The following is a 22,264-nucleotide window of genomic DNA, read 5'->3' as shown; positions in this document are numbered from 1 at the left end:
ATTTTTTGAAACTTTTACACCCGCTTGACAAATTCGATATATTTCTTGATTTTTCTTTTATTTTTATAATTCTCTGTAGCATAATATATTTTTTTAGCGCCCTCATTTCTGTTCTCATATTTCCCACAAACAACATTACTAATATTTCTAATCAAAGGGTACCCCGGTATAACGCTTTCTGCTACTGCATCCAAACAATAGCTCACAAATTCTTGTCTTGATCCTGCTCCTAGTCCTTCAATTAAACTTTTTATTTCACTTTGAATATCTATTAATTCGCTCGTAATAGTTCGTGCTTTTAATTCATTTCCATTTATTAACTCTTCTGGCAAATTGGTTATACCATCATTAAACGCTTTTCTAGATAATTCAAAAGTCCTGTTATTTCTTCTCAAATCTATCAATTTATCTAAATCTACTTCTCTATCAGGCAGCCAACGCTTTAATAGGAACGTTTTAACATATTCAAAGTTCGCATTTTCCATCGCACAATCTCTTGTAGTTTTGGAATAGGATTCTAACTCCTCAAAAATACTATTAATATATTTAAAATTTGTATCATCTGTTGTTAAAATATATTTTTTTTGCTCACTTTCTTTGCCTACATATGACCTTTCCGCAATATTTTCAGCTAAAAATTCCATGAAAATTGCTCCTAAACATTTAGAGGTCATTAAACCTGAATGGGTTGGGATTACAAGATTCTTACTGCACAAATACTCATATATATCACCATTAATTTTACCTTTTAAAATTAAATTATTCTTTTCTCCACATAATATTTCATTCTTCAACCAACTGTTTTCACAATACTCTAAAATATTATCAACAGTCTCTTTAAAGTCAGTCGAAATCCTGTTAATATCACTTTTTTTTGGTTCATAATAATCTATTATTCCAGAACTCTGTATCTTCAATGCAATATCGGATAAATGATTCCTAGTGCCCTCGGGCAAGATAAAGGTTATGCTATCCTTATAAAGTAATGATAGATTAATCCACTCATCATTATCATATACTTCAACAGTTGGGTAATATAGCTCGTTTATAGTTTTATGTCCATTCATATGAAATCACCTTCCACTGTATTTATCCAGTATTATCTGACCCACTAAGCATTTAGTCAAATAGAATAATTCCTATATTAATTTATCATTGGAAACGCCAATAATTTTTATGTGAATATGTATTCATATCTATATAAACAGTTGATGCATAAATCCTTTTTTTTGTTCTTTCAGTAAGGTAATCATATTTTCTTGATTTTCGACTTTCTTGTTTAACGCAGAAAGAAAGATAGCAATTTTTTTTCGCTCTTCGCTACTTGGAACATCTATGAGTAGATCTTTAACATCATTAGAATTAATTGACTCAAAGGTACTCCCTTGTATTATTTTACGCCATCCATCAGTATCACGTATCATTTCTAAATAGTGAAAAATATACGGGTCTCCTTTTATAGCACACACGCCACGCCCAATGCATGCCCTTGTATTAGCAATGGCCAGATCCCCCACTGGAGCACGAACGGTTAATATAATGTCTCCTGCTTCACATGTTTTGGTTATTTGAGTAGTGTAAATCCTAGGAGTGATTTTGCCTCCATTTAAATCTGCATTTCCCTGAATTAAAACTGTATCTTGCTCATTGGATGTATAGTTAGCACTATCTGGAGATTGTCCCATGATTATTTCTGAAATTTCTCCAAGGGTACCTCTTTTCCATTTGGGATAATCATTTCCATCTACGTCTTTGAACCTAAGCTCTTGGTCGAAGATCTTTTGTATCATGGATTTCTTTAGTTGTTTGTAGTTATCCAGTTGACGCTGATGAAGAGCGATAGTATCATCCAGTTGCTTAAATAAATTCCCGATTCTGGTTTGTTCCTCTAATTTAGGAGCAAAAAATTCATATTTTTTAAAATCTACCGTGGTAAAGCTTGCTTGATTTACCGCTGGTTTTGTAATGATTTTTACATATTTATCATAACTACCTGTCATGGTTAAAGAGAAAATAAAATATGGATTATTGTTTTCATTAGTTTTAAGTTTTAAAACATTAGTAGTATAAATAGTATCTCTAATAGGCTCTATAGTAACAATTGTCGCTGTTCCCATCTTTGCTTCACTATTAATAAAATTAACTAATATGTCACTTTTATGAACTAAATAATTTCTAGTATTTGCTCCTTGAGGATCATTAACATACCAGTACTTTATATCATTAACTAAATCAAGGTTCCCATTATTTATGTTATTTGCTCTAATAACAGGAAGACCTATATCTTCATTTGAAAGCAATCGTGATAGTCCACTCTTCATTTCCACCAATGCCTCACCTAACTGACGCTGTTCCCAAGCGTCAATAAAACCTTCAAAACGAATGGAAGGAATTTGCTGCTTTTTATTACTCATTTCCATCACCAACATTCATCAATTTCGCTAGCGCATTCTGCAATTCTCGTTCCGCTTCTTTGGTTGTTCCATGCAATTCTCCAAACAGCGCAAACAATTCCTTCTCTGCTTGCATGATTTCTTTTTGGGTATGTTGAATCGCGGTTGCAACTTCCTCAAGCGAGATTTGTTCTTCTTCCTCGAACGTATCCACGTAGCGCGGAATGTTTAGGTTGTAGTCGTTTTCCTTGATTTCATCCAAAGTAGCCACATAGCTGTATTTTTCGATTGCTTCCCTATTTTTGTAGGTAGTCACGATCTTTTCCACGTTCGCATCGGTCAGATTGTTTTGATTCTTCGCTTTTTCGAATTCATTTGATGCATCGATGAAGAGAACACTATTGTCGTTTTGGCGGCATTTCTTGAAAACCAGGATGCAGGTCGGAATGCTGGTTCCGTAGAATACATTGGCGGGCAACCCGATGACCGCATCCAAATAGTTCTTTTCTTCGATGAGATATTGGCGAATAGTTCCTTCAGCCGCTCCACGGAATAGGACGCCGTGCGGCAATACAACCGCCATTGTGCCGTTGTCATCCAGATGATAGATCATGTGTTGGACAAAGGCGAAGTCTGCTTTCGATTTCGGTGCCAGTTTGCCGTAGCTACTGAAACGTTCGTCATCCAGGAATTTCGCATCGGCACTCCAATTCGCGCTGTATGGCGGATTGGCAACAACGGCCTCGAAACGCATGTCATCAAAATGTGGATGCTCCAAGGTGTCACCTATTTCTATATCGAAATCTTGGAAGGATACTTCGTGCAGCAGCATATTCATGCGGGCCAAGTTGTAGGTGGTACTGTTGAGCTCCTGTCCATAGTAATGGCGGACATTCGCTTCATTCCCTATGCGAAGCAACAACGAACCGGATCCACAAGTCGGGTCATAGACATTTTTCAGGTCGGTTTTGTTGAGTGTTACGATTTTAGCCAGAATCTTGGAAACTTGTTGAGGTGTATAAAACTCTCCTGCCTTCTTGCCTGCATTCGCTGCAAACTGTCCAATCAAGTATTCATAGGCATCCCCTAGCACATCAATTTCCGCATCTTCATGCATGAAATCTAGGGTATTGAGGTTAATGATGACTTTCGCGATCAGACTGGATCGTGCCTTAACGGAATTCCCTAATCGGGATGAAGATAGATCCATGTCATCAAACAGGTGATTGAAGTCCTCTTGGCTAGCGTGACCTAAAGTGGATTCTTCAATTTTATTGATGGCCTTTTCGAGTACTTCGACGTCGAAATTCCCTTGTTCACCCTTTTCTATTTCCGCCACCATTGCTGAATATAGGTCGTGAGGCTCGATGACATACCCGATTTGGGCTATCAATTCTTCCTTCAGGCCTTCTTGATACTCGAAATCATTCCATGCTTCTTCATAGGTGATGTTATCTTCTTCCAACAGCTTAGCTACCCGTTGTTCCGTTTTTTCAGATAGGTAGCGGTAGAAGATCAGTCCTAGAATATAGTTACGAAATTCGCTGGCGTCCATTGTACCGCGCAGATCGTTGGCGATGGACCATAGTTTCTTATGTAGTTCTGTTTGTTGCACCTTTTGTTTTGCTGATGTACTCATTTTTATTTTCTCCCTTGTAGGTATTTATTTAGTAAAGCATGCACTGCCAATTTTTCTAGCTTGCTTTTTTCTAATTTCAGCAGCTCTCTTTTTTGCTGGAGACGGTATATCGCACCTACTCTATGCTGGTCCTCTAAAGGGGGACAAAAAAGTTCAAACTTGCGTAATTGCTGCAGGCTTAATCGGGATACAAGACTTGCTCCCTGTTCATTCATGGCAATTTGCTTTTTTACTTCATCCGACTCATTGTAGACATAGCAAAAATAATTCGGATCTATTTTGTTGGCATCGTAAGCTACCCGGACATAGTTTGAAGTCAGTAGGTGTCCCTCATGTTCGGTGCTGACAATGGCCGCCTTGTTCGTTGTCAGGCTAATCAGGAGCATACCTTGTTCGGCAAGCATCACGGTTTCATCTGTTCGGATGATTTTATCTTGTTTTCCGTCATCCGACTCGTGCTGAAATGAATCGGTTAAAAAATGCTTTCCGGAGTACACTACATAACCAATGGCATTCGGGTCATTCACTTCTGTGATACGAGTCAGCAATTGTCCTGGTTGGAGCTTGGCTATCTCATCTATTTGATACCTCATCCCCTCATCTCCTTTGTAATTTCTTGAAATTTCATCCTTATTTATCTATCTTACCGATTAATATATACAAAGTCAACCAAAAAACGGTGTAATTTATATAAATTACACCGTTTTTGTGATTAGTACATCCAGATTCAAAGTTTTCGCAACCCGAATTAGACGTTCCCGAATGAGAAGATTTTCTTGCTCATTCACTTTTTTGTCTATGTGTTTCTCCAATTCATTCATGAACTCACAGATGGTCTCTCTGTTGTATTCAATTACAAATTGATAAAACATGGCCATAAACAAGTGCCTATCGACAATGCTGTTGGCAAGCTGCTTATCTGATATAAAGAGCTTGAAGGTAATTATCAATTCATAATAGGACATGGCATCTTTATCAGGGTACTCTGCCTGAATATCTTTAACTTCTAGTATCGTATCAAACTCACTTAATGTCGGGTTGGTAGCCAATCTATAAAGCCTAAGCGAAAGTTTCTGGTTTTCCGGTGAAATATCATTCAGCAAAATCTCTCCTGAAAATAGCTCATTTTTTCTGGCAGAAACTGGTGCGTGATAATGTAGAACATTATTAATATTCCCGTGAAGCTTCTCATCCTCGATTGGTATCTGATAAGCTCTCAATGCAGTCGCAATATGTCGTTGTGTCGCTGGTTCTGATTGTTTGGCAGCTAAGATTCTAATTAGCTCTTTAACATATTTGTTGTATTTACCATCCGCAGTGGCTTCGCCAAATAGTGCATTACTTAGTCCGGACAATATATGATCTGTAAATTCGTCATCTACTTCAAGTAGACAACCAGCAAACGTATCCCTGAAACTGAGATAGTTATTCATGAGATTGTCAATGAAGCTGTCAGCACTTGTGTCCTTGAGTAAAAGGCTAATTAATTCCTTTATGATCTCATTCCACTCATCATGAAGTTGAGATAAAATTCTTCCCTTGTCATCATCCGTCACTGTCCGCTTCGAATCTGGATCATACAAGTACGCCGTTTCAATCTCTTTAATCGAGAGGCTCCTATTCTCTTTTTTCGCCTTCCCTTTATTAAGAATAACTTGGAGCGGTTTATCTTGTTGTTTGAGGAATAGCGACAATTTGGTATCGTCCATGTTGGTTATTTCTTTGCTACTATCCAACTGAGAAACATTGTCTATTTGGATGTACTCCTTGTTTTGAAACTGCACGTGTTGATAGCTGAATGACCACTCCGGATCGTAATAGAAACGCTGTTGGACGTATTTCAACTGTAAACCTTTTATGTTTATATAGGCTTGAAGCATATTTGTGTCTTGTTTCTTCAATCCTTCTGATATTTCCATGACATACAAAAAATCGCCATTATCCATTAGTTTTACTTCTTTTAGTAGTTTTTTTCGAATGGCTAATCCACCATAGATTTCGTCATTCACTTTTAGCTGCAACTCATTCAATGAATACGGAAATCCCATCACAATACCGACTCTATTTGTGCCCGTCAAAATATCATATGATATATCGTCAACACTTACACTCAGTCTAGGGATGTATTGCTCACGAGAAAAAGTAATCATCCGTTTGTGTGGCCGAATACAGTATTTCATTTCCCCGTCATACACTTCAGTACGATTCATTGCTAAAACAAAAAGACTTTCATTTGTTTTTTTGTGATCGGCCTTATCAATACTGAATCCATTCGGCGGTGAAATTTCATAAACATACCCTGGTTTCAACTCATTCAATGAAGTCTCGATTCTCTCCCCGTTTGGATGCAGGGTGAATACATTTGTATTCAACGGTAGAGGCTCTTTTTTCGTATCTGGTATAGGTGATGTTTCTTTCGTTTTCAACTTCTTGCTCTCATTTACACTCTCTTGATAAAGCTCTTTCTTACTGTCATAAATTATTTCTTTTGTCTTTTTCTTCTCTATTGTATAGCGTATATTTTTATATTGCTTTGCAAAAGTTAAATCAATGGGATCACTTTTCCAACCAATGCCCCCAGAAGATATATTCATCGGGGTAGTTTTCAACAAATGCTGGAAGTTGAATACCTTAAGCACTACATTCTGATCTTCATTCGACTGGAAATCGATAAAATGCCTTGGCACATGCAGTCGGACCGCTCTTTGTTGATACTCAATTTTATCCTTCTGCGGAATTCTCTTTGGCTTTTTATGAATGTACGCCCTTGTATATTCATTTTCAAAGGCATCGTTTCTTTTAAAGCTGACATTAATCTTGTTTTCGAATCGCTCATTGATTGTACAACGTTCGCTCTTTCCGCACTCCATATCTTCAAAGTAATAAAAAATATTCTTCAGCACGGTAGCGACCGCAGAAGGATTGAGCAAAAAGGCATGCATAAAGGACTTTGGTATCTGTCCGCGAATGTACGTAATGCCATTTACATCATATGTAGTGGCATTCTCATCCGCGCTGCCCTCATACTTTTTGAATATTTTTCGTAAATAAGGAAAGAATAGATCCAGCTTTTCGCTGGTTATTTCTTTTTCAAAATCTTTTAGATAGATGACATAGAGCGCATAGATAATCTTGTCTCCTGAGCTGTCATTTCCGATTATTCCATGCATTCGGATTGTTTCGACATACTCATTTCTGGTTGTTTGATAAAAACTCCAGTATCGGCTCTCGAAGGTTGTTTTCATTGCTTCTATGATGATATCCCGCACGAATTTTTCATCCAACCCAACATGTATCGCCAAAGACTCCCAAAAGCGATCGCCAGAATATTTATACATATCAAAAAGAATAGCATAGATAGACAAAATGTCGCATTGTGCTGGATAAATGTAGGGATGGTGCTTGTAACTTACCATTATCTCTTTGGCTTTTTTTTCTAATGAGGCATATTCTTCAGCGGTAACATCGATGAGCCCGACTAATATTTTTTCTTTATGCCGCTTTTCTTTCTTTTTGATTTGCTCAAAAATAGGGGCTAAAATATCCATAATCTCTTCCTTTTAAAAATATTATTCAATCATAGTTCCGCATCAAATATTCGGAATTCTAAACAGACATGAACTTGCGTGTGTTTTCCAAGACAAAATCAAAGATGCGGTCGATTTTCCTGCGTTTTTTGATGAAACTGCCGTTGATCTGGTCGGAAACCCGTTCCCTATTCAGACTGCCGCTGTATTCGTACTCCGCCAAAAATTCGTTGACCACTAGCGGCTCCAGCTCCACATTTTTGGCAAAGTCATAGATTTCCCCTTCACGTTCCTCTTCTTCGAAGGCGTTGTACGCTTCGTCAACATTGCAGTCCTTTTCAAGCGCTGGTAAAACGGTGTCCAGGAACTTGCGGATCAGATCCGCTTTCAGGCGTAGGTCTTCATTGTCCGCTTGATTCAAAAGGCGGTGGATGGTCGCAACATCTTTCTCGCGCTCGGCGTCGTCCGTCAGATTGATGTTGCGGATGAGATTCAGAATGTAGCTGACATTGATGGTATCTGTTTGGATGACTTCAATCGCAAAGTCGATGCTGTCGAGGATAGAAACTTCTTCGCCCTTCTTTTTCTTTTTCACCTTCTCGTAGATGGCGAAATACTTGCTCTTGAAGTCCTGGTAGTTCTGTTCCACCATCCCGATGGCGTCTTCCGAAAACTCAAACTCATCGAACGTCCGCATCTTCAAAAGCAGTTTTGACAGTTCTCTAAAGAGTACTACAAATTGATACTGTTCCTCTTCGGATTCTAGTTGATCGACCGATTCCGGTGTCGGGGAAAGCTGCAGTAAGGACGCCAACGCGGTACGGAATTCAGCCAAGTACTCGTCATAGCTGGCCATCAGAACGGTATCGGTGTCGTTCGTCTGTGAGTACAGCTTGATAGCTTCATCGGTTTGGTACTTCAGGTTGCGGTAGCACACGATGTTCCCGTATGGTTTGGTTTCTTTTTCGATCCGGTTCGTCCGGGAATAGGCCTGTAGCAAGGTGTGGTATTTCAGGTTCCGATCCACGTACAAGGTGTTGAGTGGTTTGCTGTCGAAGCCCGTCAGGAACATGTCCACCACAATGAGGATGTCCAGTTTTTCGCCGGACACGCCTTTCTTGATGCGTTTGGACACATCAGCAAAGTAGCCGCTGAAATTATCCGTTGCGAAATTCGTGTTGAAGGTTTCGTTATAGTCTTTCATGATCCGTTCTAGGCTGTCCCTTGAATGCTCCGTTGTGATGTCTTCATTGCCGGGTTCGTTCGCTCCATAGGTGAAGATGCTGGATACATTGATCCCTTCTGCGTATTGCTTGAAGAGGTCATAGTATTTGATCGCCATCTTGATGCTTTGGACGGTGAAGATGGCGGTGTATTGCTGGTCTTTGGTTTTCTTGCGGTGGTTTTTCAGGATATGCTGGGTGATGTCCTCCAGCCGTTCATCTGCCATCCACACTTCATTCGTGTTGATGCCTGCCACCCGTTCCTGGTCCTCTTCGTCGAACTGGCCCCGGAAGGTGCTGATGTATTCCACCGAGAAGCCCAACACATTCTCATCCCGGATGGCATCCTTGATGAGGTAGCTGTGCAGACATCTTTGGAAAATGTCCGCTGTCACACGGCCGTCTTGACTAGGGTTCTCCGGAAAACGAGGGGTCCCCGTGAAGCCGAAATACTGGGCATTCTTGAAGTGCTTACGGATCAGTTTGTGCATCTCGCCAAATTGGGTCCGGTGGCATTCGTCAATGATGAAAACAACGCGATCTTCCCGATAGCTGTCGATCACCTTACGGCCGGACTTGACGGCATTAGCCATCTTCTGGATGGTCGTCAGAATCAACGGTTTGGTCTTGTCACCCATCTGCTTCAACAGTGTGTAGGTGTTGTCGGTCATGTCCACGGAATCCGCTTCAAATTTGTTGAACTCCGCTAATGTTTGGGAATCCAGGTCCCTTCTGTCCACCAGGAAAAACACTTTTTCTATGCCTTCTTCCTGTGCGATGATCTGGCTGGCCTTGAAAGAGGTTAGCGTCTTCCCGCTGCCTGTCGTATGCCAGATGTAGCCGTTGTTCCTTGTTTCCAAAGCTTGCCGCACCAACGCTTCCACCGCATAGACCTGATAAGGACGCATCACCATGAGGATTTTGTCTGTTTCGTTCAGCACCATGTAGCGTGCCAGCATCTTCGCCAAATGGCATTTCTCCATGAAGCTGTCCGCAAATTCATTCAGCAAATTGATCCGGTTGTTGTCCACATCGGACCAGTAGAACATCTGGCTCTTCAGGATTTCCCCGTCGCTGTTGGAGAAATAGCGGGTTTCCTGGCTATTGCTGATGACGAAGACTTGGATGTAGCGGAACAGTCCGGTGTAGGTGTGCTTGCGGTAGCGCATGATTTGGTTGAATGCTTCCGTCATGTCTACGCCGCTTCGTTTCAGTTCCACTTGCACGAGCGGCAGACCGTTGATCAGGATGGTCACATCATAGCGGTTGGCGTATTTCCCCTCCATGCTGATCTGATTGGTGACCTGAAAAGTGTTCTTGCACCATTCTTTTGTGTTGAACAGCTCCAGATAGAGGTTCTTGCCGTTGTCGCGTTTGAGCAGCGCCTTGTCCCGTAGAATTTTGGCGCTGTCGAAGATGCTCTTGCCGTTGATCTGTGTCATCAGACGGTCAAATTCTTTATCGGTAAGGGGTTCATCCCCTATGTTGGCGCTGTTTCGTGTTTCCAGAATGGTTCGGAAGTTTGCAATCATCGTTGCTTCGCTTCTGACTTCCGGTACCCATTGGTAGCCTTTTGAGACTAGTTGTTCGATTAGTTTGTTTTCTAATGCTGATTCACTTTGATAGGCCATGCTAGCCCTCCCATTCGGTACGCAATATCGCTTAATTTCCTTTTTTTCATTATCTCAATATTCCGCCAGTTATTCAATCTAATTCTGACTACAAAGCATTTTCGGATGTTGAATCTACTAGAACGAAAAAAAAGAGATGAATTTGAACTAGACAATGCCGGGTGATGGCTTTGCTTCTTGTTACAGGCCAGTATATCGTAGATTTTTGCAGGTTAGTCATTGAGCATCCCGATCGCTTCAATCAGCGCCTCTAATTCAATTTTTTTCTTTCCCAATTGTTGGTGTTTGTCTTCTATCTCATTTCCCAGCATTTGAATGTCCTGTACCTTTTGGACAAGCTGGTCTTTCAATTTCTCTTCACCAGTATTTTTTGCGATTATGATCTGCTCTTTTTGTAACTTGTATTGATGGTACAGCATAGCCCCAGCATAACTTTTTGGGCCACCATTTTCTTCCATTTTTTTACATGTTGAAATTTGTTCTTTTGTTAATTTCATCATCTTTCCCTCCATTTTGTTTTTTTGAAAACAAAAAAACCCTTCTTTAAACAAGAAGAGTTGGGATTTAACGTTTACTCTCCTTATCTTTCAGATTTCTCTGCAGGATTTAGCACCGTACTTCTGTGAGTCACACACAAGTCGGTTGCTGAGATGTCATAGGGCCAGTCCCTCAATCTCTCTTGATAAAGAAGTTATTTAGTTTTCGACTATATTATTACATGATAGCGTTTCTTTTTCAAGCATTTTAGACTAACAATTCGAGGATTTTCCATTTCTGTCATGGATTTGTCCGCGAAGCGAACTTGTAGTTTTGTACCTTTTTATGCTTTTGAAGTGCGCTACTAAGCGAAATTTAGGCCTATCTGCAACTGCGAAGTTTTAGTTCCAAATAACACATTGTTGAAGGCGGTTTCTTTGAGCCGCTTCCAGATTCCCTCCATCAGATTTAGCTCCGGACTGTATAGCGGGAGGAAGACTAACTCATATTCGAGTCTATGAAATCACCTCAAAATCTGCCTCAATAATCTCCCCATCATAGCACCATTTTTGAAAATCTGACTGAAGCTTCTCCTTGTCACTCATTTCATTCTTCATCATCTGCAACTTATCCTGTAATTCGGTATACCCTGGGAAAAACTGAGTAACGAAAGTATTTTGATCATTAATAAATTCTAAAGACTCTTTTCTTTGTTTATTAAAACTCTCAACCATTTCCCGTATAGTTTGGGCGAATTCCTCTTGTTGCTTTTTTTTACTCCAGCTATCCCAAAGTTCAACAGCAATTCCTAATCCAACTCCAGCCCCACCAATAAATTTGTTTGCACCATCGGCAATTTTTACTGCCTGCCATGGTTTAAATTTAAATGCCGGCATGATAAAATCTCTTGCAGCTAAAATCCCTTTGTTAGTAAGTGTTACCCCTCCGTTTTTCAAGAAATTACTACCAGCTTTGACCCCTTTGAAAGCAAGATCTCCAACCATACTGTTATAGTGATTGAAACTTGCATTATAACTTGTTTCCATCTTCCCAATTTCATGCGCCATGCTACCCAATTGGCGTTCAAACTCGTTTTGGATTCTCGTTTCAAGTACAATTCCTTCATCACCAATATTTCTTTGGAAAAACGCGCCAATAGTCTCCATATCAGTTCCCTCAGCTTGGAGAATCAAATCAGTAAATAAATCCATCACGAATTCCCGCAGAGTTAATCTGGCATTGCTGATTTTGCGGTCAGTCTTAGCTATATCTGCTTGAATATCTTCACATGCCTCACTGAACTTTTGGAACTCCCCCGTTGCTTCCTGAACTCTTTGTTCTGCTAACGGCAATTCTCTTCCTAAAATATCTCGGATAATACTTTGTTGAGATTCTAAAAAGAAGGCTCCTGTGCTACCAGCTTTTTCGATTTTTTCAGTTGTTGCATATTGAAGATCACCTATATGAGAGATTTTCTTAAACTCTTCCATGTGTTGAAGCCAATAATCGATACCTTGTTCAAATGGATTAGCTGAAACAGCAATAATACTTAATTCTTGAGATGAATCGATTATTCCAAAGTCAATAAGACGGTTACGAATGTTTTCCCTCTTAACACGCAGTCCTTCTTCGTAGTCAGACTCATCCTCGATATCAACTTCCTCATCGAAACGGCTCAATACGAATACGGTTCGGGAAAGTAGATTCAATTCTTTGAATAACCAAATCAATTCATCTTTATGACTTTCTTTGATCGGATTATTTGGGTTCATGATATATAGAAGTAAATTCGCTTCACTAACATATTTTTTTGTGATATCCATGTATTTCTCTTTATTCGCTGTCTCCTTAAATCCAAAAAGCCCAGGTGTATCGATTAATTCAAAATCATCAAAATCGAAAATCGCCACTTCATCAGAAGATTCGGCTTGGCTGATTTTCATTTTATCCTTATCATATTTTTCTGCCCAGGCTGCAATGATAGATGTTTTCCCCTCAGAGAAACCACCTACAAGTGCAATTTTCAATTTTTCTTCCTCTTTTTGATTAATCGCGCTCTCCACTTTAATCATAAATTTCGGATCAATGTCGATCCCGAACTGTTCAGCTTCTCTAAGAAATTTCAGCAATCGTTTTAAGACTTCAATCGTCTCCGCCTGTCGCTTTTTAAATACTTCAATTGTTTCCATTTGGCTTGCCCATCCCTTCTTGCTCTATTTCCCATGATAGTAACTTCAGCTTTCTTTCTGCTTCTTGGAATACCTGATTCATATTATTTACATACTTAATCTTGAAGCTCAAATTTCCTTTAACTTTCTCAATTCCTTCCATTAATGGATCATGAGCTTTCTTGATATTTTCGCGTATACTTTCTGATAATTGAATAGCCATTTTTTCAATGTTCTCATCAGTTGCTTTTTTTTGCTGCGAAGCACGATACTCATGATTGAAGAAGCCTAAAATATTCTTACCAACACTAATGATCATGCTAACCACAGCCAAGGCAGTTATTAACGGACCACTGGATATTATAATACCCCATACCCCGAATCCAAGGGATGAAATTGTCCTAGCAATGCTACCACTATTTTTTATATTCAGGATCGGCTCGAACTCAAAATCAAATTTTGCAGAATCATCAAAAGATTGTAGTAACTCAGCAGTGTACCTTTCTTCCTTGTTAACAATTTCTTTGATTTCCTTCTCAAATTCCTTTGAGACCCCTTTCATTCCCTCTTCCAGCAGATGCTTGGTTTCATCTATCGCAATATTTATCTGTTTTTCGAAAGTGACTTTAAATACATCTTTATCAATCTCCTTTTCGATTTCCTTGTACATTTGTTTCCGAAGCCTATTCTTGAACTTTCCAATTACCTTAATCTCTTCATTATTCAAATTTTGTATAAGCATCTCCGACTCTGCATCCAATTTCCGATTTGTATATTTTTCATTTAGTGTAAATTTCTTTTCAAGGTTATTGAATTGTTTTTGAATTTCTGAAATATTCCCTTGAGTATGACCAATTGCGAAAGATATTTTTCGATAATTCGATCTGATTATTTTAGATTTGCTCTCATCTACCAGTGAGGTTCTTAACCAGTCACTAAAATCTTTGACACCACTGTCTTCTAGTATATTATCAGCCGACTCCAACTGCTCGATAAACTTTTCTTGATTCTTACATAATTTGTCTTTCCAAAAATTTCCCACCGATAATAATGCAGGGTAAGCGCTAAGAACTTTATGCCCTTCATATTGATCTGATAGAACCTTATTTAGAACGTCGTCAACTTCCTTTAAAGCCACCTTATCATCTTCACCGATCAACGTTTTATTGAGTTGTTTTGGGTTCTTGATACGCTTGTTATGAACAAAGTAGACTTCTGTATGCTGTGAAAGATGGTGCTTTATTTTATCAATAGTTCCTTCAGTTTTCTCATCACCGTTTTGTGGTGGTGCTGGCTTTGCGCTAATATAAAAAACTGCATGTGCTTTTTCAACTGCATTATTAATTTCATCTATGACAATTTCTTCTCTGCCTTCAATCCCTGGTAAATCTAGAATTACAAAATTCTGATTCTCATATCGAAATGTATATTGACCAACTGTCTGTGTGTAATCAGAACGACCGTCCCCAACAATTTTCCCATCAGTATATTTCAGGATCTCATCATTTTGGTTTGATAAGATTTCCTCTAATTTTGAGATTTCCGGGGAAAACATCTCAATTTTTTTATGCCATTCTGAGTTTGTCTCGTCTAATTCTCGTTGTATCTTATCGATTTCTTGATTCGTAATAGACGTTTCCGTTTCAAGTAGTACTATCCTCTCTTTAGCTTTGATCATTTCCTTCTGTTCAAACATACGATTAAAGAAACTCTTTATAAAGTAACAAAAACTTGAACGACGCTTTTCAAAAATCAAAGCCCCCAAGACATCTACTTTCCAATGTTCCAATTTATTTTCTGCAATTAACTTCGTTTTTTGAGAAACTGCGGTTTCCAGTTTTTCATTAATTTGTACAATATTTTTTTCAAAGCTAATATTAACTTGATTCAAGTCTTCTTCGAATTGTCTGAGGATGGTCTCACTTTGATCAATTGCTTGAGAAGAACTATAGAACATTTTTCGTTCTTCTGTCTTAGAAGGCTCAGATAGCAATATTCTCAATGTTTCAATAAGCGTAGATTTCCCAGCATTGGTTTCCCCATAAAAGGCTATCGTAAATACATCCCACTCAGCATTTTTTGCAAGATGTTCGAGGGATGTTTGCAATTCCTTATGTACGCCATTTAATTTTTTCTTTGCTTCGTTTTGCTGTTCTAAAATTTCTTTTTCCTCAGTTGGTTCACCAAGTGAATCTATCAAATAGGTCACTTCATTTATTACAGTTTTATATAATTCAGCAGGTGCTTTTTTCATGCTAGCATGCACTCCCTCATATGTTTACGCTCCCCTGTTCCACATTAATTTTGTGTTTTTGATAATTGATCTTCCCATCGTCTCACTGGAGCGGCTGTATTACTTGGAGTGATACAATTTCTCAAAGTTACCAAATATTTTATCTTCTACATTTTCAGCATTTACATTCATCATTGGTAAATCCATGAAACTCACCTTGCTGAGTCCCCGATATTCTAGATCCGCTATTTCTTTTGTTTTTGGAGTAGCTTGGGTTATTCCTTCTACATTCGGTTGGTACACCATAGTGTCCTCGTCTCTCAATGGATAATAGAATGACCAAAAATTTGACTGTGAAAAACCCTTATCCCATGAAGCGATATCTTCATACTCGAACTTAGACAAATAAATGGTGGGCATCTGTTCGGGATTTTCATAGTTACTTAACATGATTTCCACGGCATATACTGGACCATCGCGCCATTCGTTCGTTAGCTTTGTATCCGTTTTTCTTTGGAACAAAAGGATAAAATCATCCATACACCACGAATAATAATCTCTTTCCGGTTGCCACCTTAAAATCTTTCCATTGGCAGTATTGTAGTTTGTTTTCTCATTCGCAATGGTACGGCAATATTCCATAAGTTTATTAACATTTTCATGAGTTTTGTGTACTGCAATAAAGGCATTCCGGATATTTTCTTCAACTGAATTCATAGTGTAAGTCTCCCTCGATCGTACTATCCATTTTAATGTTAAAATCTAAAGAGTCTGTTGCACCGAATGAATAAAAACTTGTTTGATCAATATCCACATCAAACTGTACATTCATGTCTTTGAAACTTTCGAATCCTTTTTTCTTCAACAAGGAAATTAAATCGTCGATAATAACTTGGTAATATCGATTATCAAGTTTCAATTTTTCCAGTTCCACCAAAATGCTTTGCCAGGAAATGTACGCCAGTGTAACATCATTACTGATAATCTTGCGGTTTAATACATCATCATAAACAGTGCGGCAGGAGTCGCTGTTTGCTATGAAAAGTAAAATTTTGGTTTTACCTGCACCATGTCTTGAAACGATCCTGGACTCTCGCGAAAGCTGATTTCTGCTTTGTTCTTCTATGGATTGCTCGTCTATTTTAGCAGAGTTATCTATATCATCATCGGATGATAGTCCGCTTGCATACTTTACTTCGATACCGATTATCGTATCGTCAAAATGCAGCAAAGCATCAATTTCGCCTTCTGTATCGTACGGCCAAAATTCTATTTTATCGCCCCAAAAGTCAGCGCTAATTCCCCCAATTTTGTCGCCTGTTTCGCTTGGATACACTCCACCTGACAATATCTTTCGCAAAGCTAAATCAAACGGGATGTACCTCAATGTTCCAAAAAAATTCCCGGTTAAATTATCTTCTAATCTGTCATTCAAATTATAGCCTGTTTGATTCAGCTTGCCTTTAATTTCAGCAATCACATTTGCATCCCCTCTCGATTTCACCAATCCAGTATGATGTATTTTTATCCGGATACTTTGATTCGCCATGTCCCAAATATTTTGGATAAGCAAGTTGTCCGCCCCTAAGGACACATTGTCGCCTTGAGTTCCAAGAAATTCGAATAATATCCATTTAGAATCAGTTCATGTAATTCTACGCCACTTTTAATTTAGTCTATTCATATTTTTATGGTTTATGGTTGAATGAATTATTCTAGTCAATAACCAATAACATCACTAGCCACTTCAGTGATGACCTCAGACGGAATTCCATTGATGTTCAATAGGTACACCTTATTTAATCTCGGGTTGAAAATCCCCAATTTTTCTACATTCTGAAATTCTTCATGGATAGAACGAGAGCCCATTAAATAGTACATGAGGAGTTGCAAGGTGTGCTTATTAGTGGGTTCCTTCTTCGAAACCTTGAAATCCCAGAGAGTGGACTCCGTTAAAAAATCACCATCGCCACTGGAGACTGTCTGCGTGTACCCGCCTTCAAAAGTAAAGCCATCTTTCACTATTGGGCCGAATTCTTTTAGGAAAGCAGTGCCTCTCTCAACCATAATCCGTATGTTTGAAATGGTTTCATAATCCGGCAGAATAGTTCCAACAGGCCTATAAGCTGCAACACCCGCTCTGCGGGCTACATCGAATCCAGCTAGCTTGCATGCATTGATAATGGAACTATCGTCAAGTCCAATAACAGCATCCACAAGTGCCATTGCATGATCACTCTCATGAACAAGCATGGAACCGAGAATTGAAATTTTGAATGCTTCTTTAGCAGGTGTTCCCATCGTAAATCTAGTCAGATAATCAACGGCCAAACCAACGATAGTACTGTGCGTATTCTCATCTGGATACAGTTCTTTGCTGTCATTCAGTTCAATGAGCTTAAAATCCTTTGGCTTGATATACCCACCTCTTGGCTGTTTTACTTGCGCTATTCTATTCGTTACAGAAACCATTTCAAAACCTCCCAAATCCATTTAGTAACATATTTCACTGATGTTGTATTAAGAATTAATAATCCAAACCCTAGGAAAAAACGTTTGCAAAAATGCCTATTGGAGCCTTAGCCTTGGTCATCCTATAGCACTTATCCAACCTGATATTCTCTCGCAATGGCTTCATTTATTTGAATCATGTCAGTATTGAAAAATTTATCTAACTTAGCCTTAATGTCATTCTTGATATCTTCTACATCGTCGTATTGGTCAATGTAATTTTTAGGCAAGATATCTTTCCTATAGATTTGGGTCCATTTTTTGCCACTGCCTATTTCAGAAAAAATGCCCTGAGACTGGTTCTTTTCGACAATATTTAAGATTTTTTGTCTAACGCTTTCTTCTCCGGGCCCCACATATAGCGTGAAACCTATTTTGCCACTTTTTATGTCGCATTCATACAAAAGGATCCTTCCTGAAGAGGTCCAACCCATCCCGCTTTTCTCAATCAAGTCATCCAATATCTGGGTTGTAAACCGGATGTATCTGAAGTTCATTTTGCTATCTCTAATGACTTCCGGATTTGAATCCAGTACGCTTTTGATTGTCTCGACCACTGCTTTATGGATTTTATTTTTCCCGTCATCTTTGAACTCTATCATGAGATCATCTTCCGCTATTTTGTATAATTCAAATAATTTTTTAAGACTATTCTCTTTGGCCCAGGTACTTGTCTCTCCATAGAAATATAAACGCTCTGCAATTTTCACGTATCCGTCTCGTTCATCTTCTATGAAAGATATTGCCAGTCCAGGTTCTTCAGCTGCAGCCAATTGATAGAGGATGCTCGGATCCTTATCAAATAGCATTTTGATAATATTTATTATCATTTCTTTCCAATACTTGACCGGAATCCTTCCGCTCCCTAAAAAGTCAAAAGCTGCAATCGTCATCCCGGTATAATCTTGTTCAGAATCAAAGGGAGCGAAACCCACGTCAATAGCAATCGGTTCAAAGGAAGTGCTTGGGTATTTCCATAAACCCAATGCATTCTTTTCCATATCTTTTGATCTTTCCTCAAGCTCTTGTTCTGTCCATTGTTTTGCTTTTTTTAAATGGTCATTCAACCTGAACGGACTGTTCTTAAAACCATCTGGCATGTCTCTTTTAGCGGAAAATACCCGATTACTGTAATTGGAATTGTATCCGGTAACAGTAAGATTAGCTAAACGATTTAACCAGATTTCATGTACCTGTTCAAAATCTTCTCCCAGCTCTTTCTGCCATTCTTTAGATAGTGTTTGGGGCATGATGTGCTCAATGCTATATTTCTTTGCATTAAGCAAGCCATCGACTATCTCCGTGGTCTCTTTACTATTTCCATTCTCTAGACGATTAAATATATAGGCTCTCCATTTATTATTGATATGATAAAAGTCTTTAGTCTTGATTGCCTCTCTAAACTCTTCATCCTTTGGCATCCTTGAAGTGCCGGTTTTAGTAAGAAGGAAATATTTCATCACTTCCGCATAATCGTCTTGACTCGTTTTAAGTTTTAAGACATCTCTATTGAGGGTTGAAAATATTTTATTCAAGGAACTTGTAGGAATATCACAGATGGATCTTCTCACAAGGAAGGTTTCGATTACTTGGAAAACGTTTATAATTTCATCTGCCGAAAAAACTTCAGCTTCGTAATTTTTCAGGATTTCAAGAAAGAAAGGCGTCGTGACGCTCATTTCTAATACATAGATGCGCTTTAATACCTCGTTAACGCCTTTTATCGTTGTAGAGGCTTTCTTTATTTGCTCATAGCGTTTAGCATAAGCCAACAAGTCGATCAGCAGCGATTCAATAGAAATCGCGTTGGCTGTTACATATTCTTTAAAATCAAAATAGATATTCGAAAAATTAGGAATCTTATTTTGCTTCAGCGTTAAGTAATGACGGATAAAATCACTGACATCGTACGCTGTTTTTTCTTCAATAACGTTCCAATACTTATCGTAATACTCTTCTTGATGCGCAGGGGATTCCCCCATCAGAATAAAGTTTCTGATTTTGTCGCCTTCGCTTAAATCCAGTCCAGTTGAATTTAAACTTTCAAAAATTAATTGAGGATCATCATCCTGTGCGTCTAAACTGACCTGCATAATTTCAAGTTTTTGTATGGCTTTAAATAGCTCATCGATACTGATATTCTTTTCCTGGATACGATTATAAAAGTATAGATAATTTACCGTCATATTCGATGACATGATAAAGTCATCTGGATCCCCAAATAACTTGTGAAAAGCGATATTATCCTTTTTTATTGGCTTTAATTTCAGGTTCTCATCACCTTTTTTAAAAGGATTCGTCAAATATAAGTCCTTGATCATTTCAGCCGTACTTTCCTCATTAGAAGTCACCTTACCTTCAAACAAAAGATTCATCATTGCCAACAACAGTAATGAAACTGTAGTCAAGCGCTGTTGTCCATCAATAACAACTACCTCGCTCATCATTCCGCTGGGCTTATAAACGATACTGCCGAAAAAATGTTTATTCTTATTAGTCTTTGATACATCGATCAAATCATCATACAGTTTTTTGCAGTTGGCTTTCTTCCAATCATAATTTCTCTGATAAACAGGGATGATAAAGCGAGCACCGCCGCCTTGCATTAACTGTGATAACGGAATTACATTCCCTTGCATAATTAACCTCCTGACAAATTTTTATTTTTTTCAGATAGCATTTTAATCACAAAATATTTTTAATTTTATTTTAATATAATTGTACCATTATAAGAGTGCGAATCAATATCATTCATGTGGATATATTAAATTCCGTTAAAGCATTTGTCCCAGTCTATTCATTAAAAACCCGTAAAAAATAAAAAGCCGGAACCGAAGTCCCGACCTTATTACTTTAACGAGGATACTGTTTTTTTTGACTCAAGCGGATAGGTGCCATTCTTGTTGTTATGGATTGATAAGGACAGATGCAGGATCAATATTGGAGCTGAATGCTGGCGCTAATGTCTTCTTGTATGCATCTGCGATAAAGCCATCATTATTCAACGTGTCAATTTCTTCATTCACCCATTCCAAAAGTGCGGTGTTGCCTTTTGCTACTGCCGGTGCGATGGTATCTTGGTTTCCGATCGCTTCAACCCTTGCGACAAATCCAAGATTATCTTTGATCCATCCGAAGATCAGGGTATTGTCGTGTGCCAAGGCAGCACCGCGGGCCATCCAATAACGCTTGGAAAGTTTCTGTGTTTTTTTATACGGCCAACAGTTCAAATTGATACAATTCTATCCCGTTGGCTTCCCCGCCCCCTGGGTTGGTGCGGAGAAACTACGGGCATTCTTAAAATTATAAGCGCATACTTTGCAACTTTTAACACCCTGAGTGCATAAAAATACAATAAACGCTTCTCTCATATTTTCACATTCAGTTGACTTCAGTTCTTCCAGTCCCATCGGTTTTTATTTTATATTCCTTTTGGCCGAATAAACTATAATAAGTATAATAAATCCAGTCACCAACCACATTTATAGAACCTGAAGAATCATTATTTATTTTTGTGTTTCCAGAGCCATCCGTTTTCATTTTGTATAGTTTGCCCGAATCACCACCATTGGAATAATATATCCAGTCACCCACTACGTTTATAAAAGGTGTTTCATCATCATTCAGCTTGTTTTTTTCAGTACCGTCTGTTTTTATTCTGTAAAGGTTGGCAATGCCACTAGAATTCTCAGTAGTTACACTATCAACATAGTATATCCAATCCCCTGAAACATTTATATAGCCCAAAATATCATCACTTATTTTGGTTTTTTCCGAGCCATCCAGTTTCATTTTGTAGAGATTACCAAAGCCAGGCACATAGATATTCCCCATTTTGAAGTCTTCTTTTCTTGTTCCATTGCTATAATAAATCCAGTCTCCCTGTATATTCATATAGCCAATAGGATCGCTGCTTATTTTAGTTTTTTCTGAACCGTCTGTTTTTACCTTGTATAAATTTCCAGAGTAAATCCCGTTAGTAAAGTAAATCCAATCCCCAGAAACAGACATGAAATCTGGCACTGTATCATTGTATAGCATGGTTTTTTCTGTTCCATCAAGTTTCATTTTGTAGATGCCTTGACTTGTGTAATAGATCCAGTCTCCTACAACATTTATATACTTTGCCTGATCATCGCCAATCTTGTTTTTTTCTGTCCCATCCATTTTTATCTTATATATGCCCTTGGTGCTGTAATAGATCCAGTCACCCTGTTGTGCGGCATACCCGCCATTTATTATATTTCCATTTGTATTCCCGATTATATTGACTGCTGCATTATTACTCGCACTGCTCTCTAGGTTAGTGTTTGTATCCATACTAGTTTTAAAAAGGCTGCATCCGTAAAGAATAAGGGTGACTAGAACGAGAGAAATCAAAAGACTGTATACCTTAAATCTTTTCATATTAATTCCTCCTTTTTACGACCTGAATGATGAGAAAGTTTGTAAAGTGGCAACA

General features: G+C 38.5%; 15 protein-coding genes, 1 pseudogene and 1 riboswitch. All 16 genes and pseudogenes read right to left on the bottom strand.

From position 1 onward, the window contains the following. Window positions 1-14: 14 nt before the first annotated feature. Complete coding sequence (locus BM101_RS00735) at window positions 15-1,067, bottom strand: hypothetical protein (protein ID WP_087031391.1); 1,053 nt, start codon at window positions 1,065-1,067, stop codon at window positions 15-17. Window positions 1,068-1,196: 129 nt separating this feature from the next. Continuing rightward, complete coding sequence (locus BM101_RS13965) at window positions 1,197-2,420, bottom strand: restriction endonuclease subunit S (protein WP_245825616.1); 1,224 nt, start codon at window positions 2,418-2,420, stop codon at window positions 1,197-1,199. After that, window positions 2,407-4,032 (bottom strand): type I restriction-modification system subunit M, encoded by a 1,626-nt coding sequence (locus tag BM101_RS00725; RefSeq protein WP_087031388.1) that lies wholly within the window; start codon window positions 4,030-4,032, stop codon window positions 2,407-2,409. Before BM101_RS00725 ends, BM101_RS13965 begins: the two co-directional genes overlap by 14 nt. Before the next feature lie 2 nt (window positions 4,033-4,034). After that, entirely contained in the window at window positions 4,035-4,625 is a 591-nt protein-coding gene (locus tag BM101_RS00720; protein WP_087031385.1) for a restriction endonuclease subunit S domain-containing protein, read from the bottom strand. A gap of 102 nt (window positions 4,626-4,727) precedes the next feature. Then, window positions 4,728-7,580, bottom strand: coding sequence for a hypothetical protein (locus BM101_RS00715; protein ID WP_087031382.1), 2,853 nt, complete (start codon window positions 7,578-7,580; stop codon window positions 4,728-4,730). Between the two features lie 58 nt (window positions 7,581-7,638). After that, window positions 7,639-10,413, bottom strand: a complete 2,775-nt coding sequence (locus BM101_RS00710; RefSeq protein WP_087031379.1) for a type I restriction endonuclease subunit R, EcoR124 family — start codon at window positions 10,411-10,413, stop codon at window positions 7,639-7,641. A 212-nt stretch (window positions 10,414-10,625) separates the two neighbouring features. Then, the gene (locus tag BM101_RS00705) at window positions 10,626-10,910 is read right to left on the bottom strand and encodes a hypothetical protein (protein WP_087031376.1); all 285 of its coding nucleotides are present in this window, start codon (window positions 10,908-10,910) and stop codon (window positions 10,626-10,628) included. Window positions 10,911-10,990: 80 nt separating this feature from the next. Then, a riboswitch (SAM riboswitch) is annotated at window positions 10,991-11,102 on the bottom strand. A 152-nt stretch (window positions 11,103-11,254) separates the two neighbouring features. Then, window positions 11,255-11,389, bottom strand: a pseudogene (locus BM101_RS00700) (transposase); the annotation flags it as partial. Between the two features lie 16 nt (window positions 11,390-11,405). Next, the gene (locus BM101_RS00695) at window positions 11,406-13,079 is read right to left on the bottom strand and encodes a LeoA/HP0731 family dynamin-like GTPase (RefSeq protein WP_087031370.1); all 1,674 of its coding nucleotides are present in this window, start codon (window positions 13,077-13,079) and stop codon (window positions 11,406-11,408) included. Further along, on the bottom strand, window positions 13,066-15,312 hold the full coding sequence (locus tag BM101_RS13960) for a hypothetical protein (protein WP_087031367.1): 2,247 nt from the start codon (window positions 15,310-15,312) through the stop codon (window positions 13,066-13,068). The genes BM101_RS00695 and BM101_RS13960 overlap by 14 nt, the downstream gene beginning before the upstream one ends. A 99-nt stretch (window positions 15,313-15,411) precedes the next feature. After that, the gene (locus BM101_RS00685) at window positions 15,412-16,008 is read right to left on the bottom strand and encodes a hypothetical protein (RefSeq protein ID WP_087031364.1); all 597 of its coding nucleotides are present in this window, start codon (window positions 16,006-16,008) and stop codon (window positions 15,412-15,414) included. Then, entirely contained in the window at window positions 15,995-16,864 is an 870-nt protein-coding gene (locus tag BM101_RS00680) for a hypothetical protein (protein WP_087031361.1), read from the bottom strand. The genes BM101_RS00685 and BM101_RS00680 overlap by 14 nt, the downstream gene beginning before the upstream one ends. A 146-nt stretch (window positions 16,865-17,010) precedes the next feature. Beyond that, complete coding sequence (locus tag BM101_RS00675) at window positions 17,011-17,763, bottom strand: hypothetical protein (RefSeq protein WP_087031358.1); 753 nt, start codon at window positions 17,761-17,763, stop codon at window positions 17,011-17,013. Window positions 17,764-17,894: 131 nt separating this feature from the next. After that, window positions 17,895-20,441: a DUF262 domain-containing protein gene (locus BM101_RS00670; protein ID WP_087031355.1), complete on the bottom strand. Its 2,547-nt coding sequence runs from the start codon at window positions 20,439-20,441 to the stop codon at window positions 17,895-17,897. 267 nt (window positions 20,442-20,708) lie between these two features. Continuing rightward, complete coding sequence (locus BM101_RS00665; protein WP_087031353.1) at window positions 20,709-21,032, bottom strand: type 2 periplasmic-binding domain-containing protein; 324 nt, start codon at window positions 21,030-21,032, stop codon at window positions 20,709-20,711. 151 nt (window positions 21,033-21,183) lie between these two features. Beyond that, the gene (locus BM101_RS00660; RefSeq protein ID WP_087031351.1) at window positions 21,184-22,209 is read right to left on the bottom strand and encodes a DUF5050 domain-containing protein; all 1,026 of its coding nucleotides are present in this window, start codon (window positions 22,207-22,209) and stop codon (window positions 21,184-21,186) included. Window positions 22,210-22,264 lie beyond the last annotated feature (55 nt).

The organism is Trichococcus palustris (assembly GCF_900114465.1).
In the GTDB taxonomy this organism is placed as follows: domain Bacteria; phylum Bacillota; class Bacilli; order Lactobacillales; family Aerococcaceae; genus Trichococcus; species Trichococcus palustris.
The sequence above is the reverse complement of the archived record's forward strand: the minus strand, read 5'-3'. Positions and strand labels throughout refer to the sequence as shown.